12 protein-coding genes are annotated in these 14,941 nt (G+C 71.8%); 3 read left to right on the forward strand and 9 right to left on the reverse strand.

The features are described from left to right. Positions 1-50 precede the first annotated feature (50 nt). From ACZ4MF_RS27235 to ACZ4MF_RS27255, 5 genes are all read right to left on the reverse strand, one after another. Positions 51-1,133, reverse strand: a complete 1,083-nt coding sequence (locus tag ACZ4MF_RS27235; protein WP_467494527.1) for a S1 family peptidase — start codon at positions 1,131-1,133, stop codon at positions 51-53. Between the two features lie 315 nt (positions 1,134-1,448). After that, positions 1,449-2,348 (reverse strand): S1 family peptidase, encoded by a 900-nt coding sequence (locus ACZ4MF_RS27240; protein ID WP_467494528.1) that lies wholly within the window; start codon positions 2,346-2,348, stop codon positions 1,449-1,451. Between the two features lie 168 nt (positions 2,349-2,516). Continuing rightward, positions 2,517-3,437: an LLM class flavin-dependent oxidoreductase gene (locus ACZ4MF_RS27245; protein ID WP_467494564.1), complete on the reverse strand. Its 921-nt coding sequence runs from the start codon at positions 3,435-3,437 to the stop codon at positions 2,517-2,519. 62 nt (positions 3,438-3,499) lie between these two features. Continuing rightward, positions 3,500-5,257: an FAD/NAD(P)-binding protein gene (locus ACZ4MF_RS27250; RefSeq protein WP_467494529.1), complete on the reverse strand. Its 1,758-nt coding sequence runs from the start codon at positions 5,255-5,257 to the stop codon at positions 3,500-3,502. Positions 5,258-5,683: 426 nt separating this feature from the next. Continuing rightward, positions 5,684-6,796: a DUF5685 family protein gene (locus ACZ4MF_RS27255; protein WP_467494530.1), complete on the reverse strand. Its 1,113-nt coding sequence runs from the start codon at positions 6,794-6,796 to the stop codon at positions 5,684-5,686. Between the two features lie 268 nt (positions 6,797-7,064). Here ACZ4MF_RS27255 and ACZ4MF_RS27260 point away from each other — a divergent pair, with 268 nt between their 5' ends. Then, on the forward strand, positions 7,065-7,502 hold the full coding sequence (locus ACZ4MF_RS27260; RefSeq protein ID WP_467494531.1) for a cell division protein SepF: 438 nt from the start codon (positions 7,065-7,067) through the stop codon (positions 7,500-7,502). Positions 7,503-7,569: 67 nt separating this feature from the next. Here the strand turns inward: ACZ4MF_RS27260 and ACZ4MF_RS27265 are convergent, their stop codons facing one another. Then, positions 7,570-8,763 carry an acyl-CoA dehydrogenase family protein gene (locus tag ACZ4MF_RS27265; protein ID WP_467494532.1) on the reverse strand — a complete coding sequence of 398 codons (1,194 nt, stop codon included), beginning with the start codon at positions 8,761-8,763 and terminating at the stop codon, positions 7,570-7,572. A gap of 38 nt (positions 8,764-8,801) precedes the next feature. After that, entirely contained in the window at positions 8,802-10,466 is a 1,665-nt protein-coding gene (locus ACZ4MF_RS27270) for an MFS transporter (protein WP_467494533.1), read from the reverse strand. A gap of 272 nt (positions 10,467-10,738) precedes the next feature. On the opposite strand from ACZ4MF_RS27270, the gene ACZ4MF_RS27275 reads away from it, so the two are divergent. Beyond that, positions 10,739-11,923, forward strand: coding sequence for a glycosyltransferase family 39 protein (locus tag ACZ4MF_RS27275; RefSeq protein WP_467494534.1), 1,185 nt, complete (start codon positions 10,739-10,741; stop codon positions 11,921-11,923). A gap of 237 nt (positions 11,924-12,160) precedes the next feature. Then, the gene (locus tag ACZ4MF_RS27280; protein WP_467494535.1) at positions 12,161-13,192 is read left to right on the forward strand and encodes a phosphatase PAP2 family protein; all 1,032 of its coding nucleotides are present in this window, start codon (positions 12,161-12,163) and stop codon (positions 13,190-13,192) included. Positions 13,193-13,309: 117 nt separating this feature from the next. Here the strand turns inward: ACZ4MF_RS27280 and ACZ4MF_RS27285 are convergent, their stop codons facing one another. Further along, entirely contained in the window at positions 13,310-13,525 is a 216-nt protein-coding gene (locus ACZ4MF_RS27285; RefSeq protein ID WP_356022602.1) for an I78 family peptidase inhibitor, read from the reverse strand. A gap of 339 nt (positions 13,526-13,864) precedes the next feature. Continuing rightward, positions 13,865-14,575 carry a transglycosylase family protein gene (locus ACZ4MF_RS27290; protein WP_467494536.1) on the reverse strand — a complete coding sequence of 237 codons (711 nt, stop codon included), beginning with the start codon at positions 14,573-14,575 and terminating at the stop codon, positions 13,865-13,867. Positions 14,576-14,941: the final 366 nt, after the last annotated feature.

Consider the following 14,941-nt stretch of genomic DNA (forward strand, 5'->3'; position numbering starts at 1 on the left):
CACCACCCTGGGGACGGGGCTCCGCGAGAAGTACGGGTCAGAAGTACGGGTCAGCCGATCTGCGCCCCGGTGGCCGACAGGGCCGCCGTGACCGGCTGGAAGAACGTCTCGCCACCGGAGGTGCAGTCACCGCTGCCCCCCGAGGTCAGCCCGATGGCGTTGCTCCCGGAGAACAGCGACCCGCCGCTGTCACCGGGCTCGGCGCACACATCGGTCTGGATGAGCCCGCTGACGGTCCCCTCCTGGTAGTTCACGGTGGCGTTCAGCCCGGTGACCGTCCCGTCGTGCACATGGGTGGTGGACCCGCTGCGGGTGACCTTCATCCCCACCGTCGCCCCGGCGGCCCCGGTGATCTTCTGGGTGGACCCGTCGTACAGGTCGACCTCGCTCGGGTGCGCGACGTCCGCCGTGTACTTGACGAGCCCGAAGTCGGTGCCCGGGAAGTGCGACTCGGCGTTCTGCCCGATCTCCTTGCCGCCGGCGTCCGACCAGGCGGAGATGTCCGCCGTGCAGTGCCCGGCGGTCAGGAAGTACGGCTGCCCGCCCTTGACCACGTTGAACCCGAGCGAGCAGCGCCCGCCCGACCCGCTGATCGCGTCACCGCCGGCGATGAAGGGCTTGAACTCCCCCTTCGACCGCTTCAGTTCGGCCTTTGCGCCGAGCCCGTCGACCACCTTGCTCAGCTTGGCCCACTGCGCCCCGGACACCGTCTTGTCCGCGGTGACGACGACCTTGTTGCCGACCGGGTCGGTCGCCCAGGACGTACCGGCGATGGTCGCGTCCTTCTTCAGCGTGGTCCGCGCGCCGTCGAGTGCGGCGAGCGAGTTGCCGACGAGTCTCGCCCTGGCCCCCGCCGCCTCGACCGTCCGGGCGGCACCCTGGTCGAGCACGTTGACGACGAGGCTCTTCGCCTGGGCGTCGTAGTAGCTCCCGGCGGCATCGGAGCCCAGATGGCTCAGCAGCGTGGAGGCGAGATTTCCAGCCGCGGGAGCGGAGAGAACTCGCACCTCCGGAGCGGACTTCACCGGCTCGCTGGCGTTCGCATTCTGCAAGGTGACACCCGCGGCGACCAGCGCGGCGATGCCCGCGCCGGCCACGGCGGCCCGCCGCCCGGGTATGCGTCGGTGCTTCAACTCACGTCCTCCTGTGGGGGGACGGCCCGCAGGCTGTGGGGACCTGGACGGGCCGGAAGGCTGGTTGACGAGCGCCCACTCTTCCGAACGGCACAGGGAGCACACAAGGTTGACTTCAGGACGCGCACGGAGAAGCCCCGCGCACCCCACCGCTTTAACCGTCCACCGTCACGCCAGGAGGTTCGCACTGCAAACACTACGAGCGAGTAGCACTGCTCGAAGCGTGATGGCCGAAACAGAGCCCCCGCAGGCGGGACGCCCGCGGGGGCTCTGGAGACCGAAGCCGAAGCCGGAACGGAACCGGAACCAGGGACGCTACGGCAGCGTGACCCCGTAGTAGCTCAACGCCTCGGTCACCGGCTGGAAGAACGTCGTGCCGCCGGAGGTGCAGTCACCACTGCCACCGGACGTCAGCCCGTACGCCACGGACCCGCCGTACAGCGGACCGCCGCTGTCGCCGCCCTCGGCGCAGACGGTGGTCTGGATGAGCCCGGAGACGATGTCCCCGCTGCCGTAGTTGACGGTGGCGTTCAGCGCGGTGACCCGCCCGCTGTGCGTACCGGTGGTGGAACCCCGGCGGTAGACGGTCGTGCCCACGGACGGCGTGGCCGCGCTCGTGATGGACTGACTGCCCACCGAACTGGGGTGCGCGACGGCCGAGTTGGTGTACCGGACCAGCGCGAAGTCATTGCCCGGGAAGCTGTAGCCGACGTTGGTGCCGAGCACCGTGCTGTGGCTGGAGTTGCTGTACCAGGTGGAGGCGATCTGGCCGCAGTGGCCGGCCGTGAGGAAGTAGTACGTGCTGCCGCTGTGCACGTTGAACCCGAGCGAGCAGCGGTAGGAACCACCGTAGATGGCGTCGCCACCGGTGATCAGCTTGTTGAACTTGCCCGGGGTGTGCTTGATGGTGAGCGCGTCCGACTCGGCACCGGCCTGCCGCTTGATCCTGGCGATCTCGGCCTGGGACACGGTGCTGTCGACGGTGACCACGACATGTCCGGTCCTGCTGTCGACCGCCCAGGCCGTACCGGCTACGTCGGCCTGGCGGACGGAGTCGCTCGCCCTGGTGAGCTGGGTCGCGCTGAACGTGTGGGCGTCGCCGGCGTTCGCGGTGGGGGCGGCGAACGCCGCCGCGGCCAGGAAACCGGCCGCCACGGCGATCAGCCGGGTCCGTCTCGCCGTACCGCTGCGGGCAGTGGTGCGCTTGATCCTCACTTTTCGTTCCCTCCAAGGGAAGTCGGGGGCCCGCGTGGGGTCGGGGCCCGTGAGGCGCAGCCGGGGACAGGCCCGGGATTCCGAACACACATGCCCCCGACAAGCGCTGAGGGGGAGTATTCGGCCGAACGACCGGTCGCCACAAGGGCGCCTTTCAGCCGTAGAAATTTAAACCGCTTTTACGCAAAGCGCTCCGTCCTCCGGTGCGCCGTCCGGCGTTCCCCCGGTCATGACGTACCGCCGAGCGGACCGGGCGAGCCCGAGGTGGTCGCGCAGCGTGCTGCCCGGATAGAAGGTGCGGAACAGGCCGCGGTGCTGGAGCAGCCCCACCGTGCCGTTGACGAGCCGCTCCAGGTCACGGCGCGGCTCGACGGGCACGAGGTGGAAGCCGTCGGCGGCACCGTCGGCGTGCCAGCCGGCGACCAGTTCCGCGAGGTCGACCGGTCCGCCCCGGTACAGCGGGCCGCGCGCGGTCGGCCGGGGTCCTCCGCCGCCGGATCCGGGCTCGGCGGCGTACTCCCCGTCGCCGAGGTCGATCAGCAGGCTCACCAGCACCCGCAGCGCGTCCGGCCCGCGCCCCGACTCGGCGGCCAGCTCCCGCAGTTCGGCACGGACGGCGGCGGCCTCCTGCGGACGGGAGACCCGCACCAGGGCCACGTCCGCGCACCGGGCGGCGACGGCGCGGCTGTGCCCCTCGGTGGCGTCGACCACCCGCACGCAACACCCCCGCAACGACTCCCCTTCCTCCGCCTCCCCCTTCTTCCCGGACACATCGCCCCTCCAGCCGGCCCGCCCGCCGCTGACCCAGTCCAGCGTCACCACGGCGTCCCGCACCCGGACGGGCTCGGCGCGGGCGGCGGAAACCGTCGGGACCAGGCCGATCCGGCGGGTCGCGGGCGCCACCCGGCACAGCACGTCCAGCGCGTCGGGCCCGGGCCGGCCGAGGGGGTCGTCCAGCGTCACGAAGTCCAGCCCGCCCCGCTCGGCGAGCAGGGCCAGTTCGAGGTAGGCCCCGGCGTCGAAGGAGCCCGGCAGATCGATGCCGGCGGCGAGGTGCAGCAGCCCCGGCCGGTACCGGCCCGCGGCCATGACACTCATGAAGGGTTCCCTTACTGGTCGTTGACGGTCGTTACCGGGTCGGGGCAGCCGGCTCAGGCGGCGGCCCGCCCGGCCAGGCTCCGCAGCATTCCCAGCGCCGCCCGGACGGTGGCGTCGTTCTGCCGGAACGCGGGCCCGCCGGTGCGCGGCCGGGTGAAGGCGCCGGAGGTACGGGCGTCGGTGTACGGGCCGAGCGCGAAGCGCCGGGGATGCGGGCGCCCGGCCATGTCGAGGACGCGGCCGTCGCCGCGGTCGACCCGGAGCAGTCCCTCGGGGCTCTCGGCGGCGCCGTCGGCGTGCAGTTCGCGCAGCAGACTGTCGCGGGCCCGTCCGACGGTGGGGTCGGGCAGCCGGGCCTCGACCAGCGCCCGGGCCTCGACGGAGAAGCCCGGCACGGTGGGACTGGCGGCCCGGAACACCCCGTCCTCGGCCCGCACGGTCATGTCGGCGCCGACGAAGCGGAGCAGTCCCGCCCGGGACAGCGCGAGCATCTGCCGCAGCCGGGGCCCGGGCGGACCGGACGCCAGATAGCTGAAGAACCCGTGCCACCAGGACCCGGTGCTCCCGAGCCGCACCATCTGTCCGTAGACGGACAGCAGGCCGAGAAACACCCCCAAGTCCGCACTGTACGAGGGATCATGACGTCGTATCAGGTCATTCTCCACGTACCCGCGCAGCCCTTCCTGGAACGCCTCGTGCGACGCGTACCGCACTCCCTCCAGCGGACGGTCGAGCGCGCCGAGGTCGAGCCGGTCGGCCGGGTCCGGTACGGCGGCGGCGACCAGCGCCCGCATCTCGGCGGGGCCGGCGGCGGCCGCGTACTTCTCCTCGAAGTCGGCCCAGGCCATCGCCGTACGTCCGGCGTGGGCGGTGAACAGCCGGTGGTAGTGGGCGAAGCCCAGCTCCTTCTCCACCAGCGGCCACACATCGCGCCGGAAGTCGAAGCCGGCCGGCCGGGCGAGCAGTTCCTCGACCTCGGCGGGGCCGAAGAAGCGGGGCAGCGGGGGCCGGTCGCCGGTCCACTCGTAGCCGATCTTCGAGTGGTACGGCACTCCGCGCCGCGAGCCGACGTACAGCACCGGCTCCCGCCCCGAGGGGAGATAGGTGTCGCCCTCGTACCGGCCGCCGCGGCCCTCGGTGAGCAGGACCATCAGGTCGACGAAGGCGAGACCGAAGCCGCGCACGAGCACGGGCTCGCCGGGGCGCAGCGGGGACAGGTCCGTGTCGGCGGTGAAGTCGGGCGGCAGGTGCACCAGGCCGTGCTCGCGGGCGTGCGCCGCCAACGCGGTCTGCTCGTCATCCAGTTCGGCGTCGAGGTGGCCGAGGGTGAGGATCACCAGGTCGGCGAGGAGGGGGCGGGACCGGCCCGCCAGCCACACCTGCTGGCGCCCGTCGCGCGGGCCGCTGACCCGCAGGGCGCGCCGGGGGTGGTGGTGGACGGTGATGCCCTCGGGCAGTTCGGCCAGCGCGCGCTCGTACACGTGGCGCAGATAGCGGCCCTGGAGCTGCCGGTCGGCGAAGGTGCCGCCGTCGAGTCCGGCCCATTCGTGCAGGGTGGGGCCCTCGCGCACCGGGCCGTCCATGGCCACGGTGTCGTCGGTGAACATGGTGACGTCCTCGGCGTGCGAGTTCATCCACAGCAGCGGCGACTGCGCCTGGCGCCAGATGCGGCCGCCGCCCGGCGGGTGGGGGTCGACCAGATGGATGTCCAGGCCCGTGCCGGCGTACAGCTCGGGGGCGTTGGCGGCGATGCGCTCCAGGAGGCCGGTCCCGCGCGGGCCGGCTCCCACGATCACCAGCTGCGGCCTCATCGGGCACGCTCTGCGCCGAGTTCGTCGTGCTGGACGGTGGCGAGGATGTCGAATGGCATGCGAAGGCTCCGTGACGCGAAGAGTCAGGGTTGGCGCCTTCACACGGCCGAGCCCCTCAGCAGGGCCGTCCGTCGAGAGTACGTGGGCGTTTCCGCACTCTGTCAAGGCTGTCCGTACTGTGAGCCGTACGTCTCACGTCAGTTGACGCGGAACCGGATGCCTGTTCCACTTACCCCATGCATCCACAGCAGTGGCTGGTCACCCGCTCCCACATCGACTTCGGTCGCGTGTGGTCCTCTTCCTGTTGAGCTGACCCCCTGCGCGCGCCCGCCGCGAACGGGCGTACTCGCGTCCTCTCTTCTCTCCGCACTCTCCTCGCACCCTCTCCACGCCTTCACGCACCCCCTCCCCTCGCGCCTCTCGCCGCTAGCACCCGTCACAGGGGCAGCAGCAGTCGCATCCGTCGCAGCAGCCGTCACACCCGTCGCATCCGTCGCACGGGCAGTCGCAGTCACAGTCCGAACAGCACCCCTCCCGCTTCTTCCGCGACCAGGGACCCTCGTACTCGTCCGCGCAGCACATCTGGCAGGTGCAGCACACCAGGAGAAACGCCCCGCACCCGGGCAGGAACCCCCGCGGCGCCTTGGGCTGCTGCGGATGCGGGCGAGGGGGCTGTCGCGGGTCATGCGGGCCGAACGCCCGGTCCACCGACCGCCTCAACTCGTGCGCGAGCAGCAGATGCACCAGCTCGCCGTCGGCGAACTCGGCGTCGCGCAGGGCGAGCCGGATGCCGTGCAGGGCGTCGTCGGCGAGCCGGCGGGCCTGCGCACGGGACGTGCCCGTGGCGGTGAGCGGGTTCCAGGCGCCCGACAGGGCATCGGATTCCTGATCCTCCACGGCGTCCAGCAGATGCGCGAGCCGGCCGAAGAGGCGCCCGGCCTCCGCCAGGGGACGCGCGTTGTCCGGGCGGCCGGCCAGCACCGCGGTGTGCGCGAAGGCCGCCGCCGTCGCGGTCTCGGTCGGCTCGGTGACCGTCAGGATCGGAGTGCCGTAACCGGCGAGGGTCTCCAGGCCGAGCTGCCGGTCGACGGCCTCGACGAGGACGCCGGTGTCGAAGCCGACGGCACCGCCGCCGCGCGCACCGGCCCGGCCCCAGCCCGCGGCGACCCGGCGGGCCGCGGCGGCCACCGGTCTGCGCGCCAGCAGCCCGTCCCGGTCGGCGACATGGTCGCGGACCTTCGCCGCGGCGAGCACCAGCGAGACGGCCGCGGCGAGCCGCGCGCCCTCGCCCCGGGCGACGGACGCGGTCCGCATCCCGCGCAGCGCGCACGGTCCGGCCGTGCGCCGGGAACCCTCGGCCGGACCGGCCTGAGCATCCGTCAGAACCGATATGAGCAGCCCGTCATAGTTCGTCACGATGCGCGCGAACTGGCCGTGGTCGCGGCGCAGCGCGAGGCACAGCCCGCACAAGTGCGCCATCCACTCGGCTTTGAGGCGTTCACCGAGCCGGTGCGAGCACGGTCTGACGATTCCGAACACTGCCGATCCCCCGTTTTGTGGTGCGGCGTTGGTGTTCACCCGTACGCAGTGACGCTCACCCATCCGCCGCCGACGATCATATTTCACTCACAGTCAGCAGCCATATGTGGCTGGAGCCTTGGGGCACAAGGGCTCTCGACGGATCGGCTGTGCACCAGTACCGTCACAAACCCCCCGCGCGGCGTCTATCCACTTGGCGCACCGTCCGCATCATGGATGACCATAGGGGTGCGGAAAGCGAGAAAGCCTGCTGTGAGAGGAGGCGTCCATGGGATCGGTACGCAAGGCGAGTGCGTGGCTCGGCCTCGTCGACGACAACGATGACGAGCGTTACTACGACGACGAGTACTCCGAGGGCACCGAGTCCGGGGACGCCTGGGTCACGGACCCCCGGGTGAAGGTGGCCACGGACACGGCCGGGGAGAAGGGCCACCGGATCGGCACGGTCACCCCGGACAGCTTCCGGGACGCCCGCGCGATCGGCGAGCTGTTCCGGGAGGGCGTCCCGGTCATCATGAACCTCACGGCGATGGAGCCGGCCGACGCCAAGCGCGTGGTGGACTTCGCGGCGGGGCTGACCTTCGGTCTGCACGGCACGATCGAGCGGGTGGCGACGCGGGTGTTCCTGTTGACGCCGTCGAACACGGAGATCATCAGCGGTGAGCCGGCGGCGCGCCGCGAGGACGGGTTCTTCAACCAGAGCTGAGGCAGGGCCGCTCACCGGCCCTGCCTCCCGAGCCCCGCCTCCGGAAGGGGCTCACCGGACGGCGGGTTCACCGAAAGGCGTCGAGCCCGGTGAGCGCCTTGCCCAGCACGAGCTGGTGCATCTCCACGGTGCCCTCGTAGGTGAGCACCGACTCCAGGTTGGTCGCGTGCCGCATCACGGGGTATTCGAGGGAGATCCCGTTGGCACCGAGGATCGTCCGCGCCGTACGGCAGATCTCGATGGCCTCGCGGACGTTGTTGAGCTTGCCGAAGCTGACCTGCTCGGGACGCAGGCGGCCGGCGTCCATCCGCCGCCCCAGATGGTGGGCGAGCAGGATTCCCTTGTGCAGTTCGACCGCCATGTCGGCGAGTTTGGCCTGGGTGAGCTGGAAGCCTCCGATGGGCCGCCCGAACTGCTCGCGCGACTTCGCGTAGTCGACGGCCGCCTCGAAGCTGCTGCGCGCCGCGCCCATCGCACCCCAGACGATGCCGTAGCGGGCGTGGGACAGACAGCTGAGCGGGCCGCGCAGTCCGGTGACCTCCGGGAGTACGGCGTCGGCGGGCAGTCGTACGTCGTCCAGGACGAGTTCGCTGGTGACCGAGGCGCGCAGGGACCACTTGTGCTTGATCTCGGGGGCCGAGAAGCCGGGGGTGTCGGTCGGGACGACGAAGCCGCGGATGCCGTTCTCGGTCTGCGCCCAGACGACGGCCACCCCGGCGACCGAGCCGTTGGTGATCCACATCTTGCGGCCGTTCAGCACCCAGTCTCCCCCGCCGTCACGCTTGGCGTGGGTGCGCATCGAGGCGGGGTCGGAGCCGTGGTCGGGTTCGGTGAGTCCGAAGCAGCCGATCACCTCGCCGGCCGCCATGCGGGGCAGCCACCGGAGCTTCTGCTCCTCGCTGCCGAACCGGTGGATCGCGTACATGGCGAGCGAGCCCTGCACGGAGACCAGGGAGCGGATGCCGGAGTCGGCCGCCTCCAGCTCCAGACAGGCCAGGCCGTACTGCACGGCCGTCGCGCCCGCACAGCCGTATCCGGTCAGGGACATGCCGAGGGCGCCGATCGTGCCGAGTTCGCGGGCGAGTTCCCTGATCCCGGGCAGTTCCCCGTTCTCGTACCACTCGGCGACGTACGGCAGCACGCGGTCCGCCGCCCAGGCCCGCACGGTGTCCCGCACGGCGAGGTCTTCGGGCTCCAGCAGGTCGTCGATCCCGAGCGGGTCGGCGGGATCGAAGGGGGGCAACTTCGAGGACGCGGACATGGGAAACCCTCCGGCACACAGAAAACTAGCGCTGCTAGTCACATTTTGCCGCCGACGTTACGGCGCGGTGTCCCGCACGTCCAGTACGTCGGGCAGGCCGAGACCCGGGACTCGGCCACTTCCCTCGGCGCGGGCAGCTCCACCGTCGTCACGGCCTCGGCGGCGCAGTGCATGACCCGCGGCAGCCGCAGCGCCATCACCGCGCCCAGCAGCAACAGCCCCGCGCTCACCAGCAGCGTCACATGCAGCCCGTGCACGAAGGAGTCCCGCGCGGCCTGCCGCAGCGCGGCCCCGGCGTCACCGCCGAGCCGGTCGGCCAGGTCGTAGGCCTCGCCGAGCGAGTGCCCGGCCGCGCGCGAGGCGAGCCGCGGCACACCCGGCACCGACCGCAGCCCCGGCGCGTAGGCGGCGTTCATCACGCTGCCGAGCAGGGCGATGCCGATGCCGGCGCCGAGCTGGTACGACGTCTCGCCGATCGCCGCCGCGCCGCCGGCCTGGTCCGCCGGGGCCTCGCTGAGCATCGACTCGTACGCCCCGAAGAGCGTGGTCTCCAGGCCGAAGCCGAGCAGCACGAAACCGGACAGCAGCAGCGGCGCGTTGTCGTCGGCGCCCATCGCGGTGAGCGTGAGGACGGCGGCGGCGGTCAGCAGGAAGCCGGCGCAGACCATGCGGCGCGGCCCGAAGCGGCGCAGCAACCGCGCGCCCGCCAGGCCCGCCGCCATCGCCGCGACGGTGAGCGGCAGGAGCCGCAGGCCGGTCTGCAGCGGCGACAGCCGGAGGACCAGCTGCAGATACTGCGCGGCGATCAGCTCCAGGCCCACCAGCGCGAGCATCGCCAGCACGATGCAGCCCACCGAGGTGCTGAACGCGGGTCGGCGGAACATCCGCAGGTCCACCAGCGGATGGAGCCGCCGCCGCTGGCGTCGTACGAAGAGGACGAGGAGCGCCGCGCCGATCAGCAGCGGCAGCACGGTGAAGGGGCTCGCCGGCGCCTCTCCCCCGCCCAGCCGCTTCGCCCCGAGGACGACACCGAACAGACCGCCGGCCGCCATCAGGGCACCGCCGACGTCCCAGGGGCCGCTGCGGTCTCCGCGGGACTCGGGCAGCAGGATGCGACCGACCGGCAGGCTGACCAGCATCAGCGGGATGTTGACGAGGAAGACCGCGCCCCACCAGAAGTGCTCCAGCAGAAAGCCGCCGAGCAGCGGGCCGACCGCCGCGCCGACGGCGGCGACCGCGCTCCAGATGCCGATGGCGAGCGCGCGCTCGCGCCGGTCGGGGAAGACCTGGCGCAGGATCGACAGGGTCGCGGGCATGATCATGGCGCCGCCGACGCCGAGCAGCGCGCGGGCGAGGATCAGGGTCTCGGCGGTCGGCGCGAAGGCGGCCATGGCGGAGGCGACGCCGAAGAGGCCGTAGCCGAGGAGCAGGACGCGTCGGCGGCCGATCCGGTCGCCGAGCGTGCCGAAGAGGATCAGCAGCGAGGCGCAGGCCAGCGGATAGACGTCGACGATCCAGAGCAGTTCCACGGCGCCGGGCCTGAGGTCCTCGGTGACGGCGGGGACCGCCACGTGCAGCACGGTCGCGTCGAGGGCGACGAGCAGCAGGCTGACGCAGAGGACGACGAGCACGACCCAGCGGTTGGCACCGGCTCCGGCTGCCCGGCGGCGCGGCCGCACGGCAGCCGAGGTCGTACCGGACATGCGTGTACCTCCCAGCTGATCCCTCGCGTGCGGCGGACCGACGGGTGGGGACTCCCTGTCGCTGAACCGGAGAGGAGCGGTGTCTCCGGCCCGCTCGAACCCACGCGGGTGACTCGTCAGCGTACGCGAGTCCGTCGCGGGCACACGTGGCGGACCTCTCACACGCCCGACCGGACCCGTGTGGCGTATGCCACTTCGCCCTCTCTTGACCGAAACCTCCTCTATGCCCCCGGCGGCGGGACCGGTTCCGCGGTCGTCCGATAATCGAGCCCGTGACCGTTCTTGACATACGCGCGGGCGGCACCCGCGCCCCCCTCCCGCGCCGGGCCGTGCCCGCCCTGCTGGGCTATGCGGCGGTGCGCGCCCTGGGGCTGGTGGTGCTGGCGGTGTGGAGCGCCGCGCGCGGCAAGAGCGCGTACGGCCTCCTGACCGCGCGCTGGGACTCCCTCTGGTACACCCGCGTCGCCGAGCTGGGCTATGGCTACGAGGTGCGGCTGCCGAACGGCGACGTCCACTCCAATCTGGCCTTCTTCCCGCTGCTGCCCTGGCTGGAGCGGCTGCTGCACGCGCTCTCGCCGCTGTCGTACGCGGACGCGGGTTTCGCGGTGAGCCTGCTCGCCTCGCTGGCCGCGGCGGCGGGGATCTTCGCGGTCGCGGAGCGGGTGTACGGCGCCCGGGTCGGGGTCTTCGCGGTACTGCTGTGGGCGGTGCTGCCCGTGGGGATCGTGCAGTCCATGGCGTACAGCGAGTCGCTGTTCACGGCGCTGGCGGCCTGGTCGCTGTACGCGCTGCTCGCCGGGGGCTGGGTGAGCGCCGGGCTGCTCGCGTCGCTGGCGGGGCTGACCCGGCCGGTCGGGGCGGCGGTGGTCGCGGCGGTGTGGGTCGTGGGGGTGCTGTCGTTCGCACGGGACCGCCGTGAGCGCGCGGGAGAGCACGGCGGGCCGGGCCCGCAGGCCCCCGCCCGGCGCCGCGCCCTCGGCATGCTGCTGGCCCCGCTCGGCGCCGCCGGTTACGTCCTCTGGGTCGGGCACCGCACCGGCAAGGGCCCTCTCGGGTATCTGGACGTGCAGGCCGGCTGGCGCAACGGGTTCGACGGCGGCTACGCCTTCGCGCGTTTCGTGGCCGACAAGTTCACGTCATTTCCGTCCGCGCTCGCCGGTGTCGGCCTGATCGTCGGCGTCGCCCTGCTGCTGTGGCTCCACGTCGTCGGCGTCCGGCAGCGCCAGCCCGTCGCCCTGCTGGTGTACACGAGTGTCGTGCTCGCACTCGCCCTGTGCGCGTCGAGCTACTTCGGCTCCAAGCCCCGGCTGCTGCTGCCCGCGTTCCCGCTGCTGCTGCCGCTCGCCCGCGCCCTCGCCCGGCTGCGCATCGCCAAGTCCGCGCTGGTCACCGTGGGTTTGGCGGTCGTTTCGGCGATCTACGGGGCGTTCTGGCTGAACGGCTCCGGTCCACCATGATCGACTTCTTGGGGCGGTGACGCTCCGGAGAATTCCGCACCAGGACCCGGTTAACGCATTTATAAGCGCCATATAAACAACACCCGGAACGATCAAAGGAATTGAAGACGGCGATCTCACCGGATTCCGGAATCCCCGGAATTCGAGCCACGCTTGAGAGGTTTGCCACATCACATCGTCATCACAAAGCCGCAGTTTCGACGGGGTTCACACCTCACTCGCTGTAACGTCGATTGGGTGCGTACCGAACGAAACCTCACTCGGCGTCTGGACCGGGTGTTCGCCAGACTCGACCGTGAGCCGGAACGACCGGCCCACATCGATGTGCCGAGGATGAGCCGGCACCGGGTCGTGCTGTTCACGGCGACCCTGGCTTTCTACCTGGCGATCGTGTGGGCCGTGGTGATCACGTCCTGGCTGGTCCGGCTCGACTGGCAGGTCATGTTCTTCCGGCCGTACCAGCAGTGGCCGCAGATCCACGCCTTCCTCGACTACTACGTGGTGCTCGGCCAGCGCGGCCCCACCGCCGTGATGGTCGCGGCCTGGCTCGGCTGGCGCTCCTGGCGGCAGCACACCCTGCGCCCGCTGCTGACCCTGGCCGCCTCGCTGCTGCTGCTGAACATCACGGTCGGCGCCGCCAAGTACGGGATGGGGCGCCTCGGTCCGCACTACGCGACCGTGATCGGCTCGAACGAGATGATGCGGGGCGGCGATATATTTCCCAGCGGCCACACCGCCAACGCGGTCGTGACGTGGGGAATCCTGGCGTATTTGGCCTCCACCCCACGGGCGCGCCGCTGGCTGTCGGCGCTGTCCGCGATCACCTCGCTCGGCGTCGGCATGACCACCGTCTACCTCGGTACGCACTGGCTGAGCGATGTGCTGCTGGGCTGGGCCGCGGGCCTGCTGATCCTGCTCGCGCTGCCGTGGTTCGAGCCGCCGATCGCGCGCACCGAGGACTGGCTGTTCGACCTGCGCGACCGCTGGCGGGCCCGCCGCGGCCGCCCGGTGGCCGAACCGGCCGTCCCGGTCACCCCGGTGGTGCTCAAGCCGCGCAGCGCCCCGCAGTCCGAGCAGCCGTCGCCGGCCCGCGAGCCGGTCGCCTCGACCCGTGCCTCCCGGGGGCTCGCCCACCTGGCCCCGGGGCCGCACACGACCCGCTCGGAGCGCACTCCGGTCACCCCGGCGGGCAGTCGCCGCCCGCCGCACACCGACCACCGCGTCCCGCGCGGCACGACCCAGCCGGCCCGCCCCCTCACCGGCGGCTGACGGCCCGGTCCGGCGGCGGGTCCGGTACGCACACCCCCGCCGCCACGTACGAGAAAGGCCCCGCCTCCCCCATCGGGAGCGGGGCCTTTGCCGTACGCACCCGCCGTCGAGGGGCGGTCAGCCCTTCCAGGCGCGGGCCACCCGGCCGTCGCGTACCTCGAAGTTCAGCCGCCCCACCCGGTACTCCATCGTGATGATCGCGCCCGGCGGCAGCGGCCGCACCGTCGCCCAGCCGCGCTGCCGAGCGAGCCGCTCGGCGTCGGCGGCGTCGAGGCCGACGTACCCGTCCGGACTGTCCTGGGGCTCCGCGGGCGGAGTGGGAATCGGTGCCATACCACCAAGCTAGCAAGGTAAGAGGAAGATCTGCCCCGGGTCACACTTCTGTCACAGCTTCCCGGGTCACACGTACGGGGGTTTCCGCCCGGCTCGCTCGGTCAATCGAACAGAATTCACACCCTCCGTCGGACCGCTTCGAATTAGCCACGGAAAGGCCCGCGGTGGGGAACGGGAACGGTGCGTGGACGGCATTCCCCGGGCAATCCCGTGCGATACCCGGGCAGCTGACGTCGCATAGGAATTTCACGGAACCAGCACACGCGGCGGGGCACGGCACGGATGCGGGACAGCCGCCGCCTTCGGTGGGCGGCGGCTGTCCCGCGAGGTGCTCGGCGCTCAGAGCGCCAGGCGCTGGCCGGGCACGATCAGGTTCGGGTCGTCGCCGATGACCTTCTTGTTGGCGACGTAGATCCGCTGCCAGTCGGTCCCGTGCGCGACGGCGATCGCGCTCAGGGTGTCACCCTCACGGACGAGGTAGTCGCGACCCTCCGGGGAGCCGCTGCGGCCCGAGTGGGCCGCCGGACGCTCCGCCGTCCGCGCCGGAGCCGACGGTGCCGGAGTGGACCTGGTCGGGGCGGACTTCGTCGTCACGCCCTTGGAGTCGGCCGAGCCGGAGTCCGAACCGGAGGAACCGGTGCGGTCGGCCGCGGGGGCCGCACCGAAGGCGCCGGCGCGGGCCGAGCAGACCGGCCAGGCGCCCCAGCCCTGGGCCTGCTGGACCTTGGCGGCGACGGCGATCTGCGCGCCCCTGGAGGCCTCGTCGGCCGTCGCGGCGTAGGCGGAGCCGCCGTACGCGCGCCAGGTCGAGGCGGAGAACTGGAGCCCGCCGTAGTAGCCGTTGCCGGTGTTGATGTGCCAGTTGCCGCCGCTCTCGCACTGGGCGATGCGGTCCCACACCCCGCTGTCCGCCGCCGCGGCGTTGCCGGTCGCGGCCAGCAGCCCCAGCGGGGCGAGCAGCGCGGCGCCGGCGAGCGCGGCCGTCGTACGGCCCTTGCGGGTGCCGTCGTGACGGGCGGCGTTGCGGGTGGTATCGGCACACTCGGACATGTAATTCCCTCTCCACGAACCCGGGGTCCCCCAGGCGGAGCACGTCTCGCCGCGCATGAATGCGGTTCCTCGTGTCCGCCCCGTCCGCCGCGGACCGGTACCGGCGGTGCTGCTGCCGGTGCCGGGCGGTGGACGTTCCCGAGCGGTGCTCGTTGCACACGGCGGAGGAATGTATGGAGGGTGACCTGCCGAAATCAACCAACTCCCTGTCCTTCCAGGCCAGTTGACTGTTACCGCAGGTAGCGGCGAATTCAGGCCACCCACTACATCCCTGGATTTCCTGATTTTTCGACCAGTAACCGAAGTCAAACGTGATTCACTTCACCCGTTCAAGCTCCTTGACTGGGCGGGGAGTTGACGGTGAGT

This window comes from Streptomyces sp. NPDC025793, assembly GCF_055558375.1.